This window comes from Paenibacillus oceani (genome assembly GCF_014705615.1).
GTDB lineage: Bacteria > Bacillota > Bacilli > Paenibacillales > NBRC-103111 > Paenibacillus_AB > Paenibacillus_AB oceani.
Map to the genome: position 1 here is coordinate 255,099 of NZ_JACXJA010000001.1, position 24,054 is coordinate 279,152.

Consider the following 24,054-nt stretch of genomic DNA (forward strand, 5'->3'; position numbering starts at 1 on the left):
CGCTCCTTGGTGCGAAGCTGCTTACGGCAGTTCCGCCGCTTTGCTTTTCCGGGTCGATCGGAGTATGGTGAAGATACTCTATAGTAAAGGTCGGTCGTCCCTTGCATACCCCGCTGTTTGTATATACGTTTGCTTGTCACGAAGATGAATTCCCCTTGTGCGCTTTGGAGAAACGGACCGTATTCGGCGCAGATGCCTCCGCCGGCTCGCATCTCTTATGCAGCCCTGTGGCGTTCGAGCCGAGCCGAAGCCCGTTCGTCAAAGAACGGATCGACGTGCTGTATCAGGGGGACAGCGTCTCCGCGATTGCCCGGCAGCTGCCCGGCCTGCAACTGAGCGGATCTACGTTCAAAGTGATCTTCGTCAAGAAGAACGACCTCGAACCGCCGCACAACATCGAATATGCCGGACAACGCGCTATCGAGCGGGAGCTGGGTGCCTCGATCGCCGGTACAGCCGACGTCCATAAGCCGGACCACACATTCGGGGTGGTGACGGTGGGCGGCAGATGGTACTTCGGCCGTTATCGGAAGGCGGAGCCCGTCTGGCTGCACCATATGAAAAAACCTCATAGCTACTCCATCGCCCTCCCGACCCGAATCGCCAGAGCGATCGTCAATATCGCCGTCCCGGACCCCCAGGCCGCTATCCGAGCGATCGATCCGTGCTGCGGGATCGGAACCGTACTGGTCGAAGCGCTCTCGATGGGCATCGCCATCACCGGTCGCGACATCAACCCGCTCGCTGTCCGCGGCGCCAGGGCGAACATCGCTTCCTTCGGCCTGACCGGAGAGGTCGCCCTGGGCTCAATCGCCGATATCGAGGCAAGCTACGATGCCGCGATTGTCGATATGCCTTACAACCGGGTGACGAGGATTTCGCCGGAGGAGCAGCTGTCCATCCTGCATCATACCCGCCGCATCGCGAATAAAGCGGTGATCGTAACCACCGGCGACATCGACGAGCAGGTGACCGGCGCCGGGTTCGCAATCCGGGATCGCTGCGCCGTGCGGAAAGGAGCCTTTTCCAGGCACATCCTGATCTGCACATGAACGCCTCGTTCGACGGCGGGACGGATGACTCCCGGAGCATCTTGCTTCTACATCCGCTGTTTTGCATAATGGAAATAGAATGGAGTTGAGGATACATGAACGACGAACCAATCGCTCTGGAAGAATGGCGGCAGCTGTTCGAAGCGGCTATACAGTTCAAGAAACAAGCAAGCTGGGAATGGATGGAGGACAAAGATTACTTTGCCGTCACGGACCCGTATACGGGGGAGATCGGGTACTGCGTCACTTTAGGCGCGGGAGGAATGGATTACGGTCTGAATGTGTATCTGGGCCAGACCGCACCTTTGTTTCTTCAGGAAATTCGCAGCGACTTCGATACATTTAAGGGAGACAGCAAGGAAGTCATGTTCAGCGCGAGAGCGATCTATGTCAATTTCGAGGATCGAACCAAACTGGACAAGAAGGATCTGAGTCTGATCCGCGAGCTCGGCTATAAATTCCGTGGCTCTAACGAGTGGCCGCAATTCCGCAACTATTCGCCGGGCTTCGTCCCTTGGAGCTTGACTCGGGAAGAGGTCCGCTTCTTGACTGTCGCACTGGAACAAGCGTATGAGGTGGCGGACCGGTTCCGGCAAAATGACAAGCTTTACTTCGGGCACGACGAAGCGGATGAAGGCATAGGGGAGAAACGTCTGCACCGGGTTCCTCGTCAAACCCCAGAAGGCATCTTCTGGCAGGACGAATGGCTTCCTTGGCGTGCCGAAGGAAGCCTGATCGGGCCTTACACGTTTCCGGACGAGCTGGCTCTCCGACAGTGCAATAAAATAAAACAGTCCCGCGAAGTCTGGCAAACCGACTTCGATTATGCGAAGGTAACGATCGGCGGGCGGGGAGAACGCCCATTCTATCCGCGCTTATGTATATGGGTGGACGGGAAAACGTCGATGATTATCAGCGCCCAGCTTGCGGAGCAGGCAGACTGCCGGGAGGAATATGTGAGACAGCTGATCGAGCTGTTGAAGACGATGAACCGCAAACCCGCCCGAATCGAGGTCGGTTCCGTCAAAGCCTATTATGCCTTAAAAATCAGCGCGGAGCAGCTTAGCATCCCGCTTCGGTTCCATTCGCGACTGGACGCTCTGCTGGACGCCAAGGAAGCGATTAACGAAAGCTTCTAAGCCGCCCGCTGGCAGACACACGACAAAAAAACGTTCCCGCACTTACGTGATCAGGAACGTTTTTTATTGGTTCAGGGATGACTTTCGGCGACAGCCGGCTCCTCATTAGGCTTCGTAATAAACAGATTTAGGCCGATCGCCGTCAGTGAGCCGGTGACGATCCCGTTTTGCAGCAGCATTTTAGCGAAATCCGGCAGTTGATCGAACATTTGCGGCAGCACCGCGGACCCTAGACCGACGGCAATGCTGCATGCGGCGATCAGCAGGTTCCTCTCTTGGCGGAGATCGACCTCCGACAAGATCGAGATGCCGGAAGCGGCCACCGAGCCGAACATGACGATCATCGCGCCGCCAAGCACGGCGTTCGGGATCACCGTCGTCAGTGCGGCCAGCTTCGGCAGCAGCCCGAGCAGCACCATAATGCCGCCCGCGGCGAAGATGACGTCCCGGGATTTGACGCGGGTGAGCGCGATCAAGCCGACATTTTGCGAGAACGCCGTATAAGGAAAAGCATTAAAGAAACCGCCGAGCATGATGGCGAGACCTTCGGACCGAAGACCGTTCACGATCTGCTTCTGCTCGACTTTCTGGTCCGTCGCCTTCCCGACTGCCAAATAAACGCCGGTCGACTCGACCATGCTGACAATATTAACGAGTATCATCGTGAAGATCGCCGTTAGGCTGATCTCCGGCATGCCGAAGTAAAAAGGCTGGGCGATGCTGACCCACGAAGCGTCCGTCACTGACGAGAATTGGACGATGCCCATAAAATAACCGGCCACCGTTCCGACCGCCAGTCCAACGAGTACCGAGATGGCCCGGATAAACCCTTTGGCAAACCGGTTCACGAGCAGGATCACGATTAACGTAACGAGCGCAAGCAGCAGATTGCGCGGCATACCGAAGTCCGGGCTCCCTTGGCCGCCCGCCGCATTGTTCATTGCAACCGGAATAAGCGATAACCCGATAATCGTGACGACCGATCCGGTCACAACCGTCGGGAAAAACCGCAGCAGCTTCCCATACAGAGGCGCGGCCAGCACGACGAACAAGCCTGACAAAATAATCGCCCCGTACGCGGTGGCCAAATTCGAGGTAGAGGCGATCGCGATGATCGGACCTACGGCGGTGAAGGTGCAGCCGAGCACAACCGGCAGGCGGCTGCCGAAATATTTGGAGCCCATCACCTGCAAAATCGTGGCGATTCCGCACGTAAACAAATCAGCCGCGATCAAATAAGCCATCTGCTCGCTGCTCAGCTTCAGCGCTCCCCCTACAATAAGCGGAACGATAACCGCGCCCGCGTACATGGCGAGCACGTGCTGAAACCCTAGTGTAATCACTCGCTGCTTGCTTAGCATCTACACCTTCTCCTTGATCCGGGACACGGAAGGCTCGTCTTCTATGAAGTTAATTTCACCCGGCGACATCGACGATATGCGGGCCAGCGAATGAACGCGCACGCCTCTTTGCTCCAGCAAGCCGCGGCCTTCCTGGAAGCTCTTCTCAATGACGCAGCCTACTCCCACAAGTTCCGCTCCGGCCTGCTCCACGATATCGACCAGCCCCAGTAGGGCGGCTCCCGTCGCGAGAAAATCGTCTACAATGATGACTTTATCGCCCGGGCCCAAATATTTTTGCGAGAGACTGACCTGGTAAGTCTCCTGACGGGTGAATGAATGAACGGGCGCCGAATACACCTGCTCGGAGAGCGTCACCGCCTTTTTCTTTTTCGCGTATAAAAAAGGAACGCCCAGCGCGATGCCGGCCGCCATCGCAAACTGAATGCCGCTCGCCTCGATGGTGAGCACCTTGGTCACAGGCCGGCCGGCGAAGATGCGCGCGAACTCCTGCCCGATCTCCAGCGCGAGCTGCGTGTCTACCTGATGGTTCAGAAAGGAATCGACCTTAAGCACCGTGTCGGACAAGATGAGCCCGTCTTGGCGTATTCGTTCTTGAAGTACTTTCATTTCGCAACCGACGCTCCTTTAAGAGGTTGTTCAAAAAGTCCACTTTGATCACGAAACCGATCAGGAAGCCTGCTCGACATCGAACCGGACTTTTGGAACACGTACTTGAATGGTTTAACGATAAAAAGGGACAAACTTCTTGAGCGGTTCCTCAAGCGAAGCTTGTCCCTACGGGTTGATTCCCTTATGGTGTACGCGAACAGGGCCTGTACCGCCGAATGAACGGTTACGGGCGCACTCGCTCTCCACTCATAGTCGGACAATTACGATGGTTATCCGGTAGAAACTTATTGGGCCATATTCCCAACATTATAGGAGTCATTTCAATTCTATGTTGTATCATACACACTCCACTTCTCCGATTCAAGAGGGAAATATTGATTTTTCGACAATATTCGAGAATTTCCGGCATGTAGCCGTTCACAAGCAGCAAAGACCCCCGCAACCCGCCAGCAGCGGGAGCGAAGGTCTTCGTATCGGAAGGAGGCTGGCGGTTATTCCGCTGGCATCTCGTTGTAGAACGCGACTTCCTGGAGCGGCAGACGGGTGGTCGGGTGGCCGGGGCTCGCCGCCTTCCCGATCGCTACCAGCATAACCGGAGCGTATCGATCAGCGATGGCGAACGCCTCGACCAGCTTCGCCTTGTCATAACCGCCCATCGGTACCGTATCGTAGCCTTTGGCCCGGGCGACAAGCATAAGCTGCATCGCGACCAACCCTCCGTCCGTATAGACGATTTGGCGGGCGACTTCCGGGGGAAGCTTCGAGTACATGCCGACCGTGCGTTCGATAAACGATTTGGCGGTGTCAGCCGGCATATAACCTGCTTCTACGGCCTGGGTGTAAATGGTTTCGGCTTTCTTATAGCTCTCGACATCGCCCAATATGGCGATCACCGCCGAAGCGTCTACGACCTGCTGCTGATTGTAAGCGATCGGCAGCAGCTTCTGCTTGAGCTCCGGCGTATCGATCACCAGAAACCGCCATGGCTGCAGGTTCGACGAAGATGGTGCGAGGACGGCTTGCCCCAGAATCTCGTTCATCTCCTCGCGGGAAATCCGTACCGACGGGTCATACGCACGTACCGAACGACGCTCCCGGATTACGTTAATAAAAGGCTGCTGCTCCGTCGCTTGAATCGTTTGAGCCTGTGTCATTATAATTCCTCCTTAGTTGATAGGGATTTCTGTACCAAGAAAAGCTACCTCTTACGCAGCGTCATTCATCGTGGTAAGTGCTTCGTTTAGAAGCTTTTCTTATACTGAGTATAATTAGGCACAGTTAAAAGCAAAGAAAGGAGCTTGCCGCACCGGAACCGCTTTTGTTCTGTGTTCATTCTCGCACAGTATCACTCGAAAAAGATCAACTGTTACTGATATTGCACAGTATAGTACCAGACAGCCGGTTCTGTCAACTCCTGATCTTTCCTTGCTCATACGGATGTGTCTGCGTTCAGTCTTTTCGCCAGATCGGCAATGGTGTACCGGCCCAACACTTCGCGCATGCTCCGGTCCATCTCGCCCGTAATCTCGTTGTAGATCGCCTTCATCTCTACCCCGAACGGATGCGTTCCGGCCGACTCCTTGATCCCATAGCACAGCGGACTGCTGACTTGAAATGCTTGGTATACTTCCTCAAGCGTAATCGACTCCGGCTCCTTCTTCAGCCGGTAACCGCCGTCCCGGCCTTCCCGCGTATCGAGAAATCCTTCCTTCGCGAGAACGGCCAAAATTTTGCGCAGCAAAGTCGCTTCCGACTTCAGGTACTGGGCGATTTCTACGCTTGGACACGTCTGGATGTTTTCTTTGGACAAAATGATCAGAGCTTGAACCGCAAGACCAAACCATTTGGGATGATAATTGCCCGTACATTTCTCCAATTCCATCTTATCCTCTCCCCTCGTGTCCCATTGTATGCGCCAGCCATACTTTCCTGCATTGTACCGTGATCCGGCGGTATGGGCAAGAGGCAAACCTTGCTGCGTCCCGCAAACCGGATTCCGCCAAAGGTGGACGGCAGGCCGCCGCCACCCGTGCGACGCCCCTACTTGCTGTCCTCTTCCTCGGCTCATTACTCTTCACGGTAGTCCTGCACGATCACTTCCACTTCTCCCGTCTCGGGATGCATCACAAATCCGTGAACCGGGATCGCTTTCGGAAAAAGCGGATGTCTCCGGATCATCTTTACGCTGTGCATGACGCCATCCTCGGCCCGGTCGAAGCCCCGCAAAAACTTCTCCATCCGGATGCCGGATTTCTCAAGCGTATCGAGCACCAAGGGATCGATACCTTGCTCGACGAATTTGGAAACCATCCGTCCTGTGTCGATCTCTGTCATCCCGCAGCCATGATGACCGATGACGAGCACTTCGCGGGCTTCCAGTTCATAGACGGCGACCAGCAGGCTGCGCATGGCGCTGCCGAACGGCTGGGTCAGAATCGCTCCGGCATTTTTGATAAATTTCGCATCCCCGTTTTTGAAGCCGAGCGCTTTCGGGAGCAGCTCGCTAAGGCGCGTATCCATACAGGTCAGCACCGCTACTTTTTTATCCGGGTATTTGTCGGTCAAGTAGTCTTCGTAACCTTTCTCTTCTACGAATTTCTTATTGTATTCCAATAGGCTTGTAACGATCGACATCCGTATCCTCCTCACATGCTGCTTGCGGCATCCCGTCCGGACAGGCAGACCCGTTCGGCCTGCCGCATCCCCTCCGAACCGGAACACCTTCATTGCAATCTAGCATTTATTCTATATGCACCTAGCAAAATCTACAACACCCCTCGCTGCAAATGCATGCCACACTACCGGTTAGATCGACGGCAAAAAAGAGCTGTCCGGAGCTTGCCGCTCCCGATGACAGCTCCTTGCGAGACGGACCGTCTACTCGACGACCTTCCTCGATGCCGATACGAAATAAACGAAAAACAAGCTGCACACCACCGCAATAAAGCCGTATCCGCCGAAAATATCGAACTTGGACGACAAATAGCCAAAGCCCAAGCCGATCCCCACATGGACCACATTCTCTCCAAGCGACTGGAACGAGCCGATCGTCGCCCTCATGGACGAATCCGTCCGGTGGTGCAAATATCCCGCAGCGAGCGGCTCCATCACGCCGGCAAACAAACAGATGACGGACATCGCCGCCAAGCTCCCCCAGTCCTTATACAGCGATAAGTACGCGAAACCGGCGGCAAGCACGGCGGTCACAGCCGACATCAGCACTCTGTGGCTGAACCGGCGTGTCAGCCTATAGGCCAGAACGTTGCCCGGCAGCCTCAGCAGAAACATCCCCGCCGAGAACAAGCCGAAGTAGACAACCGGAACATGCAGCCGCTCCAAATATATTTGCCAAAATTCGTCGAGATAGCCGATCGCAGCCCCCGTCACCATACCGGACAGCAAAACCAGGCGCACCCCCGGACGATGCCGGAAAAACTGAAGCGAAGCGGTCACATAAACGCGCACCGGAATCGGCTCTTCTCCCGTTTCTTCGCCGCTCCTTGCAGGTTCTTGCAGCAGCAGCGATATCGCGAGAGCGCCGCACATCGCCGTGAAGGAGATCCAGTAATTGAGCTCAAACCCGAATCGGCTCGCCAACACGCTGCCGCATAATGCGGCAAGGATGGTAGCGGCGATATCGAGCGCATTGAGCCGGCCGATGTACTTCTCAAATTCGCGCTCCTTGCCCTCGTGCAGCAACGAGTCGTAGAGCATGGCGTGCTCCGCCCCGCTGCCGGCCGATCTTGCAAGGGCCGCAAGGAATACGACAAGCACAAAGTGCCAGAACGCCGTCGCATACACCAGCAGCAAAAACTCAACGCATCCCAGAAGAGCGCCCAGCACAAGCATCGGCTTGCGGCCCCGCCGGTCGGCGATAATGCCTGTCGGAACCTCGGTCAGGACGACGGTAACGGCAAACAAAATCTCGGTATAGACGACCATCTGGATGGTCATGCCTCTCTCTTCCCAGAACAATCTCTCGATCACATAAGCAGGGATGAGGCTGGAACAGAAGCGGATGACGTACAATTTCCACACATTGGACCGATCGTCCATACAGCGGGCTCCTCTCTAATAACCGGTTTGGGTCCATCCTCAATCCGGTTTAGGGAGGCGCTCGCGGGCAACAGGTTCCTAACGATTAGCAGGGAGGTCGGGCATAGGTCATCGTTGCGATCTCCTTTCAAAAAGTATCCTCATCCATTAATTCGGGTGGTCTTTGCGGTACAGCTCGCGGCTTTTGTAGCCGGCCCCCATGATCATCTTCATCTCGTCCCGCCGCTTCGCGATCGTCTCCTCTTGCTTGGCGCTGTACACGTAACGGGCCCAGTCTTTGCGGTACCCCGGGGTCAGCGACGAATAAAACGTAAGCAGCTCGGGGGAATCGCTTAAATCTTGTTCGATATTCGGGATGAGCGCGATATAATCGTCCACCTTCTGACTCGGCTTCGCAGCAGTCTGCGCCTTGCCCTGGGCTTCCTCCTTGAATCCGACGACTGTAAACACATCGTCCAAACCGACCATTCGCGCAAATTTGACCGAGCTTGTCCCGATATAGCCGTCCTCGTCGCTGCCCAGCCCTTCAAGCAGGTCGTCGCGGTGGATGAAGGTCGGATACACTTTGTTCCCTTTTTTCGGATACGCAGCGAACAGATAACCGCCTTTGCGAAGATTCGCCTGCCGGATTACGCGGTTTACCAGTTCCTTCAGAGATTCCATATCCAGCACGAAAGCGAAAATAAGGTCATACGCCCGATCCTCGGGAAGCTCCGTATCGTAACCGGTCAGCTCCGCAAAGTAGTCCGATCCTTCCGGCTGATTCAAGATGACGGCGTACTCGTATTTATGAAGGTTTAGCTTGTCTACGATCGATTTGGTCATGATGGTTCTCCCGTTTCCTTTTGTGGTTGGATACTACACCAAGTATAGCAGGCCCCTTGTCCAATTTCTAAATAAATGCGGCTCCCGCGCAAGAAAGCCCCGATCCCGCCTGAGACGGAACCGGGGCTCGTGTGGAGTTTCATAAGCAAAGCAGCATATATTCATCCGGCTTGATGCCCTCGTAACGGACGAACGCCCGCTTGAAGGAGTAGACATTCTCGTAACCAACGAGTTGGGCGACATGCCCGACCTCGCTTTTTTTCTCCCGCAGCAGCTCCTTGGCAAGCTCCATTCGGAGCCGGCACAAGTAATCGTAGAAATTAATGCCGGTCACTTCCTTGAACATCTTCGACACGCCGGAAACCGACAGATGGAACTCTTCCGCCAGCCTCTTCAGTGACATGTCGGCGCTCGTATAGTGCCGGTTGACGTATTGCAGCAGATCGTTGCCCCGCTCCATCGCCGAAGGCGTGTTCGAATACCGAATCCGTTCGCATATCAGGGTGCCGACCTCGTACACGTAACCCCACAGCGCATCGGGGTTATGCTCCCTAAGCTTGCTGGCGAACTGCCGCGCAACCAGCTCGGCATCGATATTCAGCTCGTTCAGCACCCGGAGCATCGTCTCCATCAGCGACGAGATCAGCTTGGCGATGCACGCTTCCGACAGCTGCCGGCTCTCGTTCTCTTCCCGGATCTCGTCTACAATTTGCATCCACGTATCCAGATTGCCAATCTTCAGATTGTTGATCAGCTGCACTTCCCAGTCCGTCGGATAGTAATATTCGATCGCGGGCAAGGAGCTGACACCGCCACTCTCATTTCCTTTGGAGAACAGCAGGTAATGCAGCTTCTCGCTGGCTACATAGTACGACTTGCTGATCCCGAGCAGCCCTTGCTCGACCGTCCCCCACAGCACCTCGGGCTTGCTGCCGCAATTCGCCCGAATGTCTTCCATCACCTCGGCCGCGATTTCGCGGATGGCGCTCTCATCGCTGAACGGCGACTCCGCGGAGACGATGATCGCTTTCTCTGCATTCGTGACCTCGAACAGCTGATAGTCGATCCGGCGGGCGCTCATGCTTTTTTCTACGGCCATGAAGGCGATGATTTCAATCTTGCGGATCGTCTCCATATCGAAACTCTCGTATATCGGACGGAAATCGATCAGCATCGTGCAGAAGTACGTCCGCTCTGTATAGCGAAGCCCAATCTGCATCAGCCGGTCCGCCTGCTGCTCCTCCTTGAAGTATCCCTTCAGCAGCCGGAGCAGCATGTTGGACCTGGCGGCGCTTTTGTAATCCTGCACCGCTTGCTGCAGCGATTCGTTCTCGTTCAGCAGCCGGTCGATGGACGTCTCGATCAGGTTATACTCCGATACCAGGCCGCCTCCTTGCCGGATCGGATCGATCCCCGCCCGATTCGACAGCTTGTGGAGCAGGATGCCCAGCGGCCGGTAGCTGAGCTTCGCGAGTAGATACGCCGACATCGTGCCGATGACGATCGAGACGACAGCCGCCATCAGCGAAGCGAGCATATTGTCGATTCCGATCATCCGCTCGCGGGGATAAGTGATTTTGTATTCCCACTCGCTCACCTGCGACGAGAGCGTAAACGTATCGAACGACTCTCCGCGCCGGTCGGCTCTTCCGATCCCGCCGCCATATTCGAATACCGGCGTTCCGTTTGCCGTTACCGACAAGCCGGTCGGCCCCGTCCCCCCGATGTATTCGCGGAAAAAGGACGCCATGTACGAGCTGTCGATAAACAGCACCAGCACGGCCCTCGGCTCGTTGACCACTTCCAGGCTTTGCAGCACGGGAACTACCGTCCTCATCTCCCCCCACAGCTTCATCTCCGTTTGGGGCAGCAGCTTGAAGATGTGATACTGCGAAGCAGCGTTCCACAACAAGCGGCGTCCATCGCCTTCGAACGAAGCCACCTTGGTGAAAAAATAATCCGAATCGTAAAATCCCCAAGGAGAGACCACGATCCGCTTCGCGGGATACACGACAGAGGCGAAAGACAAAACGCCCGATCCGTAAGCGGCGTTCTGGAGATCTTTGCGGATCTCCAGATCTTTCAGCAGATCGATCTCGTTGTCGTAAACGTCAGCGTCCAGCATGAGCTTCTTCGCCCATTCCTCACCGGCATATACTTCGCCGAGCCCTTTGAGCAGCTTCAGCTTGCTGTCCGCGCCGTCCGCGATCCGCTTCGCGTCCTCCTGGTACTTGTCGTGCATCCGGCGTTGTTCCTCCGTCGAGCCTTTGTACACATTGATCGCGCAAAAAATAAGGATCGGAATAATCAAGATCGCGGTGTAGGATAAAAACGTTTTGCGAAACGTGCCGCCGCCGAGCCGAATGCGGGCCATAGCTTCTCACCTGCCTTGGGATCGGTTGTAGTCAGTGCTGTTTAGGACGAATCGGTTCCCCGAACGGGGACTGGCCGCAGACTATACTCAGAAGGCCGGACCGGATCAGTTGAAACTGTTGTACCGGTTATGCAGTTGCTGGTCGATTTCGATCAGCCGGTCGAGGCCGAGCTTTTTCAGTTCCGCCATATACGTGTCCCATTGGTCCAGCGATTTCTGACCAAGCGCCAGCTTTGTCGCCAGCTCGCTCGAATAAGTCGTCAGGTTGGTCAATATTTTCGTCTTCTCCTCGAGCTGCTTGTCGTCGGGGATCGCCAAATAATTTTGGTTCATATTCACGAAATAAGGCTTATACTTCAACATTTTCAACTGGTAGTCCGCTTTGTAAGACGGTATTTGTTTCAGCTCGAATTCAAGATTGGCAAATTGCACCCGAGGGAAGACCGTATCTCCGAACAGCGAACTCCCGTTCACTTTTAAGACTTTGGCCTTTTCTTCGTCCGAGCCGGTGTTGATATACATCTTCGAGCCGTCGGTATCCTTTTTGTACGTTTCTCCTTCAATGCCCCAATACAACAAGTCGGCATACTTCTCGGAGTAGATCATATCGAAAAATCGGATGGCCGCCTCCGGGTTTTTCGCGTCTTTTGTGATCGCGTATTTTTGCCAGACGAGATGCGGCGGTTCCAGTACAGCGGCCGGAGTTATGCCGTCCATCGCCTTAAGCGGCATAAGAGGTAAATATTCGCTGCCTTTTGCCTGCTGCTCTCTTGACATAATCATGCCGTATTCGTGCGAGGAAGCCACTTTGTTTTCCGTGACCTTTTGCAAGATCTGCTCGCCCTTCGCGCCGATCAGGCTCGTATCCAGAATGCCCGCCTTCACCAGCTGCTGAATGTATGCGAAATACTCTTTGATCCCCGGCTGGTACCAAGGGGAGACGACCTTTTTGTTCTCGACGTCCACAGCCGTAATGTCGGTACCAAGGCCGAACCATTGGGCGATCGCTCCCGAGAACGTGGATGGATCGTAGACGAGCACCTCGTCCGCCTGCCCGTTGCCGTTGGCATCCCGGTCGCGGAACGCCTTCAGCGTGTCCATATACTCCTTCGCGGTCGTCGGCGCCTTAAGGTTCAGCTTATCCAGCCAGTCTTTGCGGACCGTCATCGTCAGCGCAACCGGCGCGAGCTCCTTTTCCTTATACGTCTTGATATGCAAGTTGCTGAACCAGTACATTTTGCCGTCAGGGGACGTCGTCGTTTTTTTCGCAAACGGAAACAGCTTCGTGTACATATTCTTGATATTACCGGTGCTGTATTTGTCGATCAGCTCATTCAGATCGACGATGATGCCCTGCTTCGCCAAATTGAGCAGGGTCGTATTATCAAGCGCGGATACGTTTACAATATCGGGCAGCTTGCTTCCGGACGCCATCCTGGTCTTGATCACAACGTTGTACTGCTCGTTCGGAACGAGCTCGTATTCCGGCTGCAGGTTCGCTTCATCCAGTATCTTCTGCACTTCTTTCCACACCGGATACTTCTCCCGGTCTTCGAAGCGGATATATTTATTCGAACCGGACGGCCCGAGCATGCGCAGCTTCACCGGTTCATTTGCGTTTGCGCCGCTGCCGGCTTCGCCGGAATTGGCGTCCTTGTCGTTGCAGGCGGCCAGCGGGATCATCGTTAATGCGGCGGCTACCGTCATGGCGATCCATTTTCTTTTGGTCGGAATCATGGGCAATCCTCCATCGCTTGTTATCGTTTTTGAACCCTACTCCTTCAACGAGCCGAGCATGGCTCCCTTGACGAAATACTTCTGAAAGAACGGATAAGTAAATAAGACCGGAAGCGTCGTAAACACAATAATCGAATATTTCAGCTGCAGGTTCGTCAGCATGTTGTTGGCGGCGGTTTGCGCATCTTCCATCGAGAGCATCTTCAGGTCCACCGTCTGCTGGACGACGACACGGTACAAATACATTTGCAGCGGATGCAGCTTTTCGTTCGGCAAATACACGAGGGCGTCAAACCAGTTATTCCAGATGCCCACGATCGTATAGATCGCAATAACGGCAATAATCGGTTTTGAAACCGGTATCATTATTTTGAAAAGCAATTGCAGATGGGAAGCTCCGTCGACAAACGCCGATTCCTTGAGCGATTCCGGGATCGTCTGGAAATAAGTCCGGACGAGAATGATGTTCCAAATGCTTACGGCCCCGGGGACGATAATCGCCCACATCGTGTTGTACAAGCCGAGCTTGCTGACCAGCAAGTAGGCGGGAATCAGACCTCCGCCGAAATACATCGGGATAATCAAAAACCGGACGACCCACTTCCGCCCCGCCAGGTTGCGCACCGTCAGCGGATAAGCGCCCAGCACAGCCATCAGACAGTTCAATACGGTACCGCAAGAGACATACACGAACGTGTTGAAATAGGCGCGCCACATTTTCGCATCGCTGACAATCAGCTCGTAGGACCCGAGGAAAAATCCTTTCGGATACCAAAAGACGTTCATAGCCGCCACTTCCGACGGAGAGCTGATCGACATGATCACGACGAAGTAGAACGGATACAACGTCGCCAGACAAACAAGCAAGGCCATGATATAAAACAGCACGTCTACCGCCCGCGAGCCTTGCCGTATGGCATTTCCGGTTTGCCGGTAACGCGCTAGTGCAGGAATCATCTTGTTTGCGGCCCCCTTACCATAAGGCATAATCGCTATACTTGCGACTTAAAGCGTTTGCAGAATAAAGCAGCGTGAAATTCAGGATGCCTGTAAACAAACCGATGGCCGCCCCCGAGCTGAAATTGCCGCCCAGCAAACCATCACGATACAAAAAAGTGCCGATCACGTCCGCCGTTTCATATAAGGACGGGTTGTAGATTAACATTATAAATTCGGTGTTGGCGGAGAACAAGCTCCCGATCGCGAAAATCAGCAGGATAAAGATGGTCGGGCGGATCGACGGAAGCGTAATCCGGATCATCTGCTGGAACCGGTTCGCCCCGTCCAGCTTGGCGGCTTCGTACAGATGCGGATCGATGGACGACATCGCGGCCAAGTACAGAATGCTGCTCCAGCCGAACGATTTCCAGATCGTCGAGATCGTATAGATCGCGGCAAAATATCTCGGTTCGGTATTAAACGCGATCGCCGTTCCGCCAAACCATTGAATGAACGAGTTCACGATCCCCGCCGGGTCGATAAACGATAACACCATCCCCGCCACGACGACATTCGAGATAAAGTGCGGCAAGTAGCTGGACGTCTGGACGAACTTTTTGAACAGGCCGTTCCGCAGCTCGTTAAGCAGCAAAGCGAACAGGATCGGCACCCAAAACCCGAAAATAAAGTAAAAAAAGCTGAGAATAAACGTGTTGCGCATCAGTCGCGTGAAATAAGGACCGGTAAAAAAATCGATAAAATGTTTGAACCCGACCCAATCGACGCTCCCGTCAAACGACAAAAACGGGCGGCCGGGAAAATAATTTTGAAACGCGATAATAATCCCGTACATCGGAATGTAGGAGAAAATAAAAATATGAAGCAAAACGGGCAGCATGATCAAATACAAATGTACATTGTCTCGCCTTCGTACGCGCTTCAGCATTAACGGCTCATCTCTGGCGTTCATTGGTCTCCCCTTTGCTTGTCGGATTTGCGACGGCCGTTCGCATGCCATCATCATAATGTCCGCCTCCGGCCCGGGACAACAAACAAAATTTGATGGGCCTCGCAATATTTGTGAGGCGTTGAAAACGCTTGCGGGAAGCGGGATTCCGGAGAAATGCAAAACTCCGCCGGCTTGTCTGCCGAGCGGAGCTTATGCGTCGTATCGGGTCTCAAATGCGATTTCCTTCCGATTCATTCTCTTGCCCTTCTGCCTTCATCAATTCGTCCCGCACCTCGGTCAATACAAAGCCGAGCAGGTTTTGGCCCCGCCATTTCATCGGATTGTCCGCATCCGGGTTTGATTGTCCCATCCCGATCCCCCAGATCCGGTCGCGCGGACTCGCTTCCACCAAGATGCGTTTGTTCGATTCTTTCAAATACGCGGCCAGCTCCGGGTTTTGCGAGAACTTGGCCAGGTTGCCGCGCTTGACGATCTCGTATCGCCCGTTCTCCCAAACGTCCTTATCGAAGCTTTTTACGGCGCGGCCGTACGCTTTCATTTCTTTGGGATGCTTGGCTTGCAGAATGGCGGCCAGCATCTCTTCGTCCCCGAACATGCGTGCTTTCTCCGCCATCATGTACTGCTCGGAGCAGGAATACTCCGTCCCTTCCACCACGAACGGACACATCCACCACTGGCTGAAGCAGCTCTGGTTCACGCTCCCGTCTGCCAGCGGCGTGTGGCCCCAAAAAAACAAAAATTTGAACTTCCGGCCCGCCTGCCAGGCGTTCCGCAAGCTCTCTATATCGTATATCACTGGAAACCCTCCCGATTTCTCCGGTACAACCGCGATGGGCGGTGCCCGGCGTTCTCCGTATAATGATCCGTCTCTTCGACGAGGTGTGCGATTTTGCGGCGAAATGCAGCCTTCAGCAGCTCCTTGCCCAGGATCACCTCGTATACTTGCTGCAGCTCCGTCAAGGTGAACAGCTTGGGCATCAGATGCAGCGCGAGATCCGTGTATGAAATCTTGCCACGCAGACGTTCGATCGCATAGACCAAAATCTTCGCATGGTCGAAGGCCAGCCCGTCGTTGGAAATGACGGTAAACGAACTCGCCGGCGACATCTCTATGTTCGTCGAGGTGCGCTCCACTACAGCGGTCAGCTCCCCGTGCCGGGAAGTCAGCTTCAGCTCATGCTGCACCGTTCGGACATATCCGGCTTCGGTCAGCTCCTTCTGCTCCCGCAGAAGCCGGTAGGACACCTTGAACCATGCCGCGTTATCGGCGTCATCCCCCGCTTCCACTTGGACTTGGCCGCTGTCGATCAGCGCCATATAGGAGCAGCTCATCACCCATGTCCGCGGATCGCGTCCGAGGTCGCTGAACGTATACAGCTGCTCCAGGTACACGTTGTCCACGCCGGTCTCCTCGCGCAGCTCCCGCTGAGCCGTCTGCTCTGTGGTCTCATTAGGCCGCACGAACCCGCCCGGCAGCGCCCATTTGCCTAGGAACGGATGTCCTCCCCGCTGGATGAGCAGCACTCTCAGCTCTTTCTCCGGCAGCTTCCGGTAATTGTCCTCGTCCGTATCCGTAACAGTGAAGATCGTCATGTCGGCGGCCACGGACGGGCGCTCGTAATCCCCGGCCCGATACTGCTCCAAAAACTGCTTCTCCGTTAACCCGTCACGGTCCAGCGAGTCCACGTTCCTCCACCCCGATCGTATCCAATTGATAATATCTAATTGTTACTAACAAAATATAGCACTTGAGGAGCTTTGTCAAGCGGCATGCATTTACAACGACATGCGATTAGGATTATATTGGAAGAAAAGCGGCGTTAGGAGGTTTTGTATGGCTGCCTTCAGCGAATTTGTAGATTCCCGGACATGCAAGGTGGGAAAAATTACAATGGTTGGATTTCAAGGAGAAAGTATGGATGACGAGAAGCAATTGTTCGCCCGGCTTCACGCCCGAATGAATGAACTTCCGGCACGAATAAAGGATCACCCTTATCTGGTCGTATCGGGGAAATTCCCGGTTCCGCTAGTTGCAGTTGAAGTCTCGGACTCCGCCCATGTGCCCGAAGGGATGACCGCTCTCACGCTTCCGGAAGGGGAGTATGTCGCCTTTGCCTTCCCAAGGCAGCAGGTCGGCGATTTTTGGTCTAACGTATGCACAAGCGAAAACCAGGCCAAGTACAAGATCGACCTTTCCAAGCCCAGATTCGAGATGTTCACTTCGGCTCTGCAGGATGCGGGACGAGTGGAATGGTACATTCCGACCAAGTGATTGGCCGTTGCGAGAGGGAGGTTAGAGTCCGTGGGAGTAGGGTTGGCGCGATCGGCAGCATCTGAGTGGGTCATGGAGCACGCCAGCAAGGGAGCCGGGAACTCATTCATTCCGGTTACCATCGCGAAGCGGTGTTCTGGATCGTTGCAACCTTTGAGCGCTGTCACAAAGTGTTGGCCGCAGACGCTCCGCCTGCCGCAGGACGCGCTCCTAACACATAATAAGAGTCTCTGGCCCCCTTTATTTTCGGCCTTTTCGAAAAACCGAAGCGAATAAGGCGGTTTGCACCCCTTATTTCAGCCAACTGATTGGGTCTGTACCCTTTTTGCCAATTTTAAAAGCTCCAAACCGCTCTTATTACGCTGTCCAAGCGGAAATCGGACAAAATAAAAGCTTTAAACCACTCTTATTCGGTTCCTACCTGTCTATAAGCAGGGCAAAGGCCGAACCGACACAATGAACGACCTGCGGCACTTGCTGGCGCTAAAAGAAAAGCTACCAAACGACCAAACGAAGCCTTTTCCACGTCGAATGGACCTGCGTAAACGGAGCTTTTCTTAGCTCATAATTTCCCGGTTCGTTTCGCTTTGACGCTTCAACGAACCTAACCACTCTAGATCATTCAAAAAAGCAGCGAGCCTGGCCCCCATGGCCGTGCCCGTTGCTTTGTCGTCGCCTGCCATTCATCTGAAAAACACTTTATCTTCATTATACTTGGCCTTGAGCTCGTTAATGATATAGGTCTCGTAGATTTCCCGGTCTACCGGACTTTCCTGTACGCATACCTCGATTTTAGTGACTTCATTGCGATGGTCCTTGATGACGGACACCGTATCCTCGAAATGTTTTTTGATCCGCGGTCTCAGCTTGCGCGCCTTGCCGACGAACAGCAGCTCGTCCTTCTCGTTGTAAAACATAAAAATGCCGCCCTTATCCCTCGGAATCAGGTGGAAATCGGTAAAGCCGTAAATGTGACTAAGCTGGGGGTCCGTCTGCTTCAAAATGGTCACGTCCGGCGCCGGAATCGTTATTTGGATCACAATCGTTCACTTCTCCTTTCGTCTAAGTCTATATACTATCATAACGGTTCATGGAACACACATTGAATTTGTTGCTCCCCAGCGGCGCCATTCTGCTACCGAAAAGAAAAGCTCTCCGCACCCGCGAGAGATATGGCCGAGCTGCGCCAATCTGCGGTATAATTATGGATATGTAAGGTACCTGTACCAATCCAGTACCTGTAAGTCCAGGCCGAAAGGAGATACATCCCACAAGTATGCGCAGAGCCAGCGATTTTCTATACGTCCGGTTGTATAAAACGTTAAAAGAACAAATTTTGACCGGGTTGATCAAACCGGGAGAGTACCTATTGCCGGAAAACGAACTATGCAAATATTACGGGCTGAGCCGGAATTCGGTTCGAAAAGCGCTGGAGGAACTCCATAAGGAAGGGCTGGTCCTGAAACGGGTCGGGCTAGGCACGATGGTGCCCCCCGATCTGTCCATTCAGCACGGCGACAGGAAAATTATCCGCATCGCCGCTCCCTTTCCGGCCTATTTCGTAGATAACGGGCTGTATGTCTTATGCGACGCCTTCCGGCAGAAGTATCCCCATGTGGATATTCACGTGTTAAGCTTGCCCGCTGACACCTTCGCCGAGTCGCTGCTGCAATCCGACCGGATGGGCTTCTGTCCGGATATCGTGCTGATCGGGGAAAGCCAGCTCGGCATTGTCGAGAACCAGAGCCTATTCGCAGACCTGGGCTCCGTAGCCGGCGCTGCGCTGGAGGAGATGTATCCCAAGCTCCGCCAATCGTTATGCCCGGACAAAACCGTGCCGGCCGTTCCGATCACGTTCTCGCCAACGTGTCTCGCTTACAATCCGGATTTGTTTACGGATGCGGGCATCCCCCTCCCGGGTCCCCATTGGAACGTCGACGATTTCACCAGCGCCGCCGAACGCGTCACCTCGATTACCGACGGCCGGATCGACCGCTTCGGATTTAGTTTGTTCCCGTCGCTCAGCCGATGGCTCGTCTTCGCCCTGCAGAACGGGATGCAGCCCAAGTCCGGGGACAACCGGCCCATCATCGCCCAAACGCTCGACAGCCTGCAGGATTGGCTGCACCGCAAACGGATTGCCACGGTGTATACGGACAGCAAAAACCTGATTAACCCGTTCATCTACGGCAAATCGGGGATGACTTTAACGACCTTGTTCGAGATGTCCACCTGGACGGAGCGCGGAATCGGGTTCAAGCCGGAAATCGCCCCGCTGCCGTTCGGCAATACGAAATCGACGCTCTTGCAAGCCAACCTGCTGCTGGTGCCCCGTGCATGCGCCGATCCCGGCTTATCGCTGGAATTTGTAAGTATGGCGCTGCAAGCCGATGTGCAGCGGACGATGTGCGAGAGCACCCCCTTCCTGTCCGTCTTGCAACCGGTTAATACGAGCGTCAAATCGGCAGCTTATTTGCATGCGATCAACGTTGGGGACCGCCTGATGGACAACAACTACTTCCTTCATGAGTTGCTCGATCAACAGATGGATCCGGCCGAACTCATGGCGGAAATGAGCTTGTTCTGGCTCGGTCTGGAGGATGGCGGGACGATTGCCGAGCACTTCTGACCGGCGAACGGTGCGGGGGCTCGAGAGGCGCTGCTGGCTTCCCGCTTCCCCAGCCTACGCCCGTCCGCGACTCTCGCATCAGCAAAGCCCCCTGTCGCAGCAATCGCGGCAGGGGGCTTCTCTAAGCTTACGCTGTAAAACGTTCACTGCCCGGCATCGTGGCCGAACAAGAGAGCGGCGGCGTTGCTCCGGCACAAAGCGGTGCGTTGATCCGCCCCGATGTCCGCTGCGGCCAGTTGCAGGGCGGTCGCCTCCGGTACCTGGACCGGAGCGCAGGAGCCGTAACCGAGACGACTCGCGAAGCCGCTGCGGCACAAGGAGGCGACTGCGCTAACAGGGCCGTTCGTAAACCACAGGTCGAGCATCACCCGATCCGTAGGGTGCCCCTCGTTCAGATGCTCGCTGACGCTGTCCCATTCCCGGGCCCGCAATCCGCTGAGGATAACCGGCAGATCTCCGGTCAGGCGGAGAAACTCCGCAATCTCGTGAAACTTCACCGGTACCAGAGGAATCCTCGGATGAACGAGCCGTTCGTCCTCCAGTCTCGCGCACAGATGGACCGGCAGGCCCTGCTCCTTCACCCGTTCCAGCAGCTCCAATGCCTGCGGCGACGTCAAGCTGTACCCGTGATAGCCGGGCACAAGCCGGATTCCCCGCGCGCCTTGCTTGACGGCCCATTCGAGCTCCTGGTCCCATCCCGGCTCTGCAGGGTTCAGGATGGCGACCGGCCAGATCCGCTCGTCCTTGGCTGCTTCCCGGAACAGCTCCTCATTGCCCGACCTCGTATCGAAGCCGAATATGGAAGCGATATGGCTGACACACATCCCGCTTAACCCGAGCCGGTCCGCCATCGCGCTCAAATCTTCGGCGGCCGCCCGAATCTGCAGCCGCGTCGGCCATTGACCCATAAATACGGTCAAATCGATGGCCTTCTCCTTTTGAAAAGGCGCGAGCAGGCGCATCGCCGGATGAACCGCCTCTTCACCGTGCGCCGCCTGATTTTTATCGAATGTTGATTCTGCACCAACTGCCATGATCCTACCTCCGCTTGAAGTGAAGTTGTTGTATCGATGGATAGATTCGCCATCTGCCACCTGTTATCCGCCATCCCCCGGTTACCCGGCAGCCGTCTCGATATATTCGTCACAGGCGCGTTCCAGCCGGACCAGCGCTTCGGCGATATCTTCATCCCGATGACTGAAATTGACGTAGGAGACGTTATAGAGCGATATGCCATGCTTGTAGGCGAGCCGGAAAAAAAGCGGCAGCACTTCACTTCCCGGCTTACCTCCGGTCGTGCCGAAGGCCGGGCACGGCCAAAAGCCGCGTACGGTCGCAGGAATGCCTTTGCGCTCGAACAGCCGGTTTAATGCGCCCCACACCGCCTCCCCCTGCTTCCACAAAAATCCGGGTACATCGCTGCGGCGATACGTGTCCATGCACGCTTTGGCAGCCGCGAGCGACAAGGTCTCGCCTCCGAATGTGGAGGAGATCACGACCTTCCCCGGAGCACAGCAGGCCATCACGTCTTTGCGCCCGGCATAGACGGACAGCGGCATTCCATTGGCGATCCCTTTGCTGAATACGGCCAGATCGGGCGTTACGCCGAAATATTGCTGCGCTCCGCCGATCGCAATCCGGAAGCCCGTAACGATCTCGTCGAAAATAAGCAGCGTGCCGTGCTTGTCAGCAAGCGCACGGACAGCCGGATAATACGTATGGCCGGCTTCCATCGAGCTGTAGTCCGCGGCGATGACGATCGCGGCGATCTGGCCGCTGAACTCATCCATCAGCCGCTCCAAGACGGCTATATCGTTCCAGCCGCAGGCATGATGGAGACTGCTTACCGCCAAAGGTACGCCCGGCAGCACTTGAGCGGTCCGTCCGGGCAATGCCGCACCTCCAATCGCATTACTGTTCAGCCATCCGTTGTAGCCGATCTGCACGATATGATCACGGCCGGTGTACGCACGCGCGATTTTGATGCATGCCGCGATCGCTTCCCCGCCCGTCTTCAGAAACCGCGCCTGCTCCGCGCAAGGGATCAGCTCGCAAGCCATCTCGGCCACCTCGCATTCGAGCGTGTGGGGATGACCGTATATAATCCCGTTGTCGAGCTGCCGGCGTATCGCCTCATCGACGGCCGGATAGCCGTATCCGAGCGTCACCGGCCCGAGTCCGTTACGGAAATCGATATAGTCGCGGCCGTCGGCATCCCATACCCGGCAGCCTTTCCCCCGCACGATAACGCCGGGCTCCTCCGGGGCGTATACCGGAGATTTTGAACCTGTGCTTGATCCCCAAGGGATCGATTGTTTCAGCCGTTCCGTCCAGCCTTGAGAAAGCGTAGTTTGTATATCCTGCATCGTATGTTTCCCTCCATCCATTTCGCGGATAACCGCCCTTCGTCTCTTCTGTTGCTCCCGTACCGGCTCAAACCGGCAGGCCCGCACCATCCACCCAAGCCGCGCCGTTCCACCATATCGGTTTCCCGGTCGGACTCAGCGTCGTGTCCAGATACACATAACCCGTGTCGTTCGCCGACAACACCGGCCTGGCGGCTGTACTCCCTTTGCGGTGCCCGATCGTCCCGGTCCCGCTGTCCTGTATGCCGCCTCCCGCTTGCAGCAACTGATGGAATCGGTTTCATAGTCGAAGAGACATGGATATGCGAATACAGACCGTCGATGAAAATATTTCTCTGCGGATTTTTCGGGTAAATCACGAACCCGATCCCGATCGTAGCCCCTTGCGCTACGGAACCGTGCTGTTGAATCGAGATATTGCGGAATACGGCGTTCGACACGCTTCCGGCGTTAATCCCGTATTGGGCAAACGTTTTGCATGTAATATCCGAGCATATAAAGCCGTCGATCGCATCGGTCAGCGGATTTGACGCTATGGAAACTCCCCCGTTAGCCGTCACGGAAGGATCGCCGATCAGGATACCGTTCAGGATGCCGACGTTTTTTTGCGTCAGCGATCCTTTGAAGCTGAACACATACCCGTTCCCCTAGTCGGTTACACAGTAGCTGGCACAGGCAGCAGCAGCCGATCCCAGCCGATCTGACAGAAGCTCGGCCGATGCTTTCGTTCCGCAGCCCGCCGCAAGAGCGGCTCCTGTCATCCCGATGGCCGCGAGCATCGCTCTTCGACTAACCGTTTTATGGAGATGACCGTTTCGACTCTCTGTCATGGCGCGCTCCCCTCCTCTCGTCGCATGACGATTCTTCCGTAAGCTTCCGGCTTTCGGTTATCGAACAACGCCTTCTGATAGTCCACGACATCGTTGTAGCAGAAGGAATGGGCTCTCCGCTTGTCGTCCAGATCGACGTCTGCGGTTGCAATCGACTCTTCCCGGCCAGCATCGGCCAGAATGATGCCATCGTCGCCCACAATATTGGAACGGCCGACAAATCGGCCCGGGGCCCAATGATTCCGCTCCGACTTGTCGCTGTAGGAGGAAGAGACGAACAGGCAGCCGTTGTCGATCGCCCGCGATTTCAGCTGCACCTCCCACATCACCTCTCCCCATCCGCTCTGAAAATGCGGCCAGAAAAGAATCTCCGCGCCCATCAGAGCCGTACACCTCGCGCTTTCCACAAAGCTGTTGTCATGGCAAATGATCGCGCCCACCGTTCCGATATCGAGCGTGAACACCCGGAACTCGGTCCCCGACTGCACGCCGTACGCCATCTCCGGATAAGTCGGGTGGACCTTGTGGTAGACTCCGGCGACAAGACCTCCCCGATCGAGAAAGACACAGCTGTTGTATACAGCGCCGCGGTCGTTCAGATAAACCGAGGCGACCACATGCATGCCGTACCGGGCGCATACGGCGGACAGCTCGCCAAACATCGCATTGTCCAGCGTTTCGGCGTGCCGCTCCAGCTTGCCTGCGTCCAGCGGAATGCCTGCATGGGTAAACGTCTCGGGAAGCAGCACGATATCGGAGCCCCGCTCGCCCGCCTGGTGCAGCAGCCCCAGCATCCGCTCGATGTTCTCCCGTCTGCCTGCCTCGATCAACTGATCGCGGTACACGGTCAATTTGGGCTGTATGGTGCTAATTCGCACGTTTCTACTCATCG

The 24,054-nt window shown here is 55.4% G+C and carries 23 protein-coding genes and 1 riboswitch; of the genes, 4 read left to right on the forward strand and 19 right to left on the reverse strand.

What is annotated here, in order from left to right:
- Nucleotides 1-101: 101 nt before the first annotated feature.
- Nucleotides 102-1,052, forward strand: a complete 951-nt coding sequence (locus IDH45_RS01140; protein WP_223836278.1) for a TRM11 family SAM-dependent methyltransferase — start codon at nucleotides 102-104, stop codon at nucleotides 1,050-1,052.
- 95 nt (nucleotides 1,053-1,147) lie between these two features.
- Nucleotides 1,148-2,191 carry a DUF7309 domain-containing protein gene (locus tag IDH45_RS01145; protein WP_190923840.1) on the forward strand — a complete coding sequence of 348 codons (1,044 nt, stop codon included), beginning with the start codon at nucleotides 1,148-1,150 and terminating at the stop codon, nucleotides 2,189-2,191.
- Between the two features lie 71 nt (nucleotides 2,192-2,262).
- Here the strand turns inward: IDH45_RS01145 and IDH45_RS01150 are convergent, their stop codons facing one another.
- The 13 genes from IDH45_RS01150 to IDH45_RS01210 all read right to left on the reverse strand — a co-directional run bounded on the left by IDH45_RS01150 (nucleotide 2,263) and on the right by IDH45_RS01210 (nucleotide 16,751).
- Nucleotides 2,263-3,552 (reverse strand): nucleobase:cation symporter-2 family protein, encoded by a 1,290-nt coding sequence (locus tag IDH45_RS01150; protein WP_190923842.1) that lies wholly within the window; start codon nucleotides 3,550-3,552, stop codon nucleotides 2,263-2,265.
- On the reverse strand, nucleotides 3,553-4,161 hold the full coding sequence (locus IDH45_RS01155) for a xanthine phosphoribosyltransferase (RefSeq protein ID WP_190923844.1): 609 nt from the start codon (nucleotides 4,159-4,161) through the stop codon (nucleotides 3,553-3,555).
- 232 nt (nucleotides 4,162-4,393) lie between these two features.
- Nucleotides 4,394-4,498, reverse strand: a riboswitch (purine riboswitch).
- Nucleotides 4,499-4,655: 157 nt separating this feature from the next.
- On the reverse strand, nucleotides 4,656-5,318 hold the full coding sequence (locus IDH45_RS01160; RefSeq protein WP_190923845.1) for a nitroreductase family protein: 663 nt from the start codon (nucleotides 5,316-5,318) through the stop codon (nucleotides 4,656-4,658).
- A gap of 275 nt (nucleotides 5,319-5,593) precedes the next feature.
- Nucleotides 5,594-6,046 carry an Rrf2 family transcriptional regulator gene (locus tag IDH45_RS01165; protein ID WP_190923847.1) on the reverse strand — a complete coding sequence of 151 codons (453 nt, stop codon included), beginning with the start codon at nucleotides 6,044-6,046 and terminating at the stop codon, nucleotides 5,594-5,596.
- Nucleotides 6,047-6,231: 185 nt separating this feature from the next.
- The gene (locus IDH45_RS01170) at nucleotides 6,232-6,798 is read right to left on the reverse strand and encodes a beta-class carbonic anhydrase (RefSeq protein WP_190923848.1); all 567 of its coding nucleotides are present in this window, start codon (nucleotides 6,796-6,798) and stop codon (nucleotides 6,232-6,234) included.
- Nucleotides 6,799-7,041: 243 nt separating this feature from the next.
- Nucleotides 7,042-8,220, reverse strand: a complete 1,179-nt coding sequence (locus tag IDH45_RS01175) for an MFS transporter (RefSeq protein WP_190923850.1) — start codon at nucleotides 8,218-8,220, stop codon at nucleotides 7,042-7,044.
- Between the two features lie 147 nt (nucleotides 8,221-8,367).
- Nucleotides 8,368-9,045, reverse strand: coding sequence for a YdeI/OmpD-associated family protein (locus IDH45_RS01180; protein WP_190923852.1), 678 nt, complete (start codon nucleotides 9,043-9,045; stop codon nucleotides 8,368-8,370).
- Nucleotides 9,046-9,184: 139 nt separating this feature from the next.
- On the reverse strand, nucleotides 9,185-11,419 hold the full coding sequence (locus IDH45_RS01185) for a helix-turn-helix transcriptional regulator (RefSeq protein ID WP_190923853.1): 2,235 nt from the start codon (nucleotides 11,417-11,419) through the stop codon (nucleotides 9,185-9,187).
- 105 nt (nucleotides 11,420-11,524) lie between these two features.
- On the reverse strand, nucleotides 11,525-13,156 hold the full coding sequence (locus tag IDH45_RS01190) for an extracellular solute-binding protein (protein WP_190923855.1): 1,632 nt from the start codon (nucleotides 13,154-13,156) through the stop codon (nucleotides 11,525-11,527).
- Between the two features lie 36 nt (nucleotides 13,157-13,192).
- Nucleotides 13,193-14,113 (reverse strand): carbohydrate ABC transporter permease, encoded by a 921-nt coding sequence (locus IDH45_RS01195; RefSeq protein ID WP_190923856.1) that lies wholly within the window; start codon nucleotides 14,111-14,113, stop codon nucleotides 13,193-13,195.
- A 16-nt stretch (nucleotides 14,114-14,129) separates the two neighbouring features.
- Nucleotides 14,130-15,065 carry an ABC transporter permease gene (locus IDH45_RS01200; RefSeq protein ID WP_190923858.1) on the reverse strand — a complete coding sequence of 312 codons (936 nt, stop codon included), beginning with the start codon at nucleotides 15,063-15,065 and terminating at the stop codon, nucleotides 14,130-14,132.
- A gap of 208 nt (nucleotides 15,066-15,273) precedes the next feature.
- On the reverse strand, nucleotides 15,274-15,861 hold the full coding sequence (locus tag IDH45_RS01205; protein ID WP_190923859.1) for an NADAR family protein: 588 nt from the start codon (nucleotides 15,859-15,861) through the stop codon (nucleotides 15,274-15,276).
- A complete protein-coding gene (locus tag IDH45_RS01210) occupies nucleotides 15,858-16,751 on the reverse strand; it encodes an NUDIX hydrolase (RefSeq protein WP_190923861.1) in 894 nt (297 codons plus the stop codon). The genes IDH45_RS01205 and IDH45_RS01210 overlap by 4 nt, the downstream gene beginning before the upstream one ends.
- Nucleotides 16,752-16,956: 205 nt before the next feature.
- Here IDH45_RS01210 and IDH45_RS01215 point away from each other — a divergent pair, with 205 nt between their 5' ends.
- On the forward strand, nucleotides 16,957-17,337 hold the full coding sequence (locus IDH45_RS01215) for a GyrI-like domain-containing protein (protein WP_190923863.1): 381 nt from the start codon (nucleotides 16,957-16,959) through the stop codon (nucleotides 17,335-17,337).
- Between the two features lie 683 nt (nucleotides 17,338-18,020).
- On the opposite strand, the gene IDH45_RS01220 is transcribed toward IDH45_RS01215, so the two are convergent.
- On the reverse strand, nucleotides 18,021-18,377 hold the full coding sequence (locus IDH45_RS01220; protein ID WP_190923864.1) for a nucleotide excision repair endonuclease: 357 nt from the start codon (nucleotides 18,375-18,377) through the stop codon (nucleotides 18,021-18,023).
- A 236-nt stretch (nucleotides 18,378-18,613) separates the two neighbouring features.
- Here IDH45_RS01220 and IDH45_RS01225 point away from each other — a divergent pair, with 236 nt between their 5' ends.
- On the forward strand, nucleotides 18,614-19,966 hold the full coding sequence (locus IDH45_RS01225) for an extracellular solute-binding protein (protein WP_190923866.1): 1,353 nt from the start codon (nucleotides 18,614-18,616) through the stop codon (nucleotides 19,964-19,966).
- Nucleotides 19,967-20,109: 143 nt separating this feature from the next.
- On the opposite strand, the gene IDH45_RS01230 is transcribed toward IDH45_RS01225, so the two are convergent.
- The 5 genes from IDH45_RS01230 to IDH45_RS01250 all read right to left on the reverse strand — a co-directional run bounded on the left by IDH45_RS01230 (nucleotide 20,110) and on the right by IDH45_RS01250 (nucleotide 24,052).
- Nucleotides 20,110-21,000, reverse strand: a complete 891-nt coding sequence (locus tag IDH45_RS01230; RefSeq protein WP_190923868.1) for an amidohydrolase family protein — start codon at nucleotides 20,998-21,000, stop codon at nucleotides 20,110-20,112.
- A gap of 81 nt (nucleotides 21,001-21,081) precedes the next feature.
- Nucleotides 21,082-22,332, reverse strand: a complete 1,251-nt coding sequence (locus IDH45_RS01235; protein WP_190923870.1) for an aspartate aminotransferase family protein — start codon at nucleotides 22,330-22,332, stop codon at nucleotides 21,082-21,084.
- Nucleotides 22,284-22,967 (reverse strand): hypothetical protein, encoded by a 684-nt coding sequence (locus IDH45_RS01240; protein ID WP_190923871.1) that lies wholly within the window; start codon nucleotides 22,965-22,967, stop codon nucleotides 22,284-22,286. Before IDH45_RS01240 ends, IDH45_RS01235 begins: the two co-directional genes overlap by 49 nt.
- Before the next feature lie 12 nt (nucleotides 22,968-22,979).
- The gene (locus IDH45_RS01245) at nucleotides 22,980-23,162 is read right to left on the reverse strand and encodes a hypothetical protein (RefSeq protein WP_190923873.1); all 183 of its coding nucleotides are present in this window, start codon (nucleotides 23,160-23,162) and stop codon (nucleotides 22,980-22,982) included.
- Nucleotides 23,159-24,052 (reverse strand): carbon-nitrogen hydrolase family protein, encoded by an 894-nt coding sequence (locus IDH45_RS01250; RefSeq protein WP_190923875.1) that lies wholly within the window; start codon nucleotides 24,050-24,052, stop codon nucleotides 23,159-23,161. Before IDH45_RS01250 ends, IDH45_RS01245 begins: the two co-directional genes overlap by 4 nt.
- Nucleotides 24,053-24,054 lie beyond the last annotated feature (2 nt).

Coding starts and splice junctions, on each gene's coding strand:
- IDH45_RS01145 (WP_190923840.1), top strand. CDS start 1,148: ATGAACGACGAACCAATCGCTCTGGAAGAATGGCGGCAGCTGTTCGAA.
- IDH45_RS01150 (WP_190923842.1), bottom strand. CDS start 3,552: ATGCTAAGCAAGCAGCGAGTGATTACACTAGGGTTTCAGCACGTGCTC.
- IDH45_RS01155 (WP_190923844.1), bottom strand. CDS start 4,161: ATGAAAGTACTTCAAGAACGAATACGCCAAGACGGGCTCATCTTGTCC.
- IDH45_RS01160 (WP_190923845.1), bottom strand. CDS start 5,318: ATGACACAGGCTCAAACGATTCAAGCGACGGAGCAGCAGCCTTTTATT.
- IDH45_RS01165 (WP_190923847.1), bottom strand. CDS start 6,046: ATGGAATTGGAGAAATGTACGGGCAATTATCATCCCAAATGGTTTGGT.
- IDH45_RS01170 (WP_190923848.1), bottom strand. CDS start 6,798: ATGTCGATCGTTACAAGCCTATTGGAATACAATAAGAAATTCGTAGAA.
- IDH45_RS01175 (WP_190923850.1), bottom strand. CDS start 8,220: ATGGACGATCGGTCCAATGTGTGGAAATTGTACGTCATCCGCTTCTGT.
- IDH45_RS01180 (WP_190923852.1), bottom strand. CDS start 9,045: ATGACCAAATCGATCGTAGACAAGCTAAACCTTCATAAATACGAGTAC.
- IDH45_RS01185 (WP_190923853.1), bottom strand. CDS start 11,419: ATGGCCCGCATTCGGCTCGGCGGCGGCACGTTTCGCAAAACGTTTTTA.
- IDH45_RS01190 (WP_190923855.1), bottom strand. CDS start 13,156: ATGATTCCGACCAAAAGAAAATGGATCGCCATGACGGTAGCCGCCGCA.
- IDH45_RS01195 (WP_190923856.1), bottom strand. CDS start 14,113: ATGATTCCTGCACTAGCGCGTTACCGGCAAACCGGAAATGCCATACGG.
- IDH45_RS01200 (WP_190923858.1), bottom strand. CDS start 15,065: ATGAACGCCAGAGATGAGCCGTTAATGCTGAAGCGCGTACGAAGGCGA.
- IDH45_RS01215 (WP_190923863.1), top strand. CDS start 16,957: ATGGTTGGATTTCAAGGAGAAAGTATGGATGACGAGAAGCAATTGTTC.
- IDH45_RS01225 (WP_190923866.1), top strand. CDS start 18,614: ATGCGCAGAGCCAGCGATTTTCTATACGTCCGGTTGTATAAAACGTTA.
- IDH45_RS01230 (WP_190923868.1), bottom strand. CDS start 21,000: ATGGCAGTTGGTGCAGAATCAACATTCGATAAAAATCAGGCGGCGCAC.
- IDH45_RS01235 (WP_190923870.1), bottom strand. CDS start 22,332: ATGCAGGATATACAAACTACGCTTTCTCAAGGCTGGACGGAACGGCTG.
- IDH45_RS01245 (WP_190923873.1), bottom strand. CDS start 23,162: ATGACAGAGAGTCGAAACGGTCATCTCCATAAAACGGTTAGTCGAAGA.
- IDH45_RS01250 (WP_190923875.1), bottom strand. CDS start 24,052: ATGAGTAGAAACGTGCGAATTAGCACCATACAGCCCAAATTGACCGTG.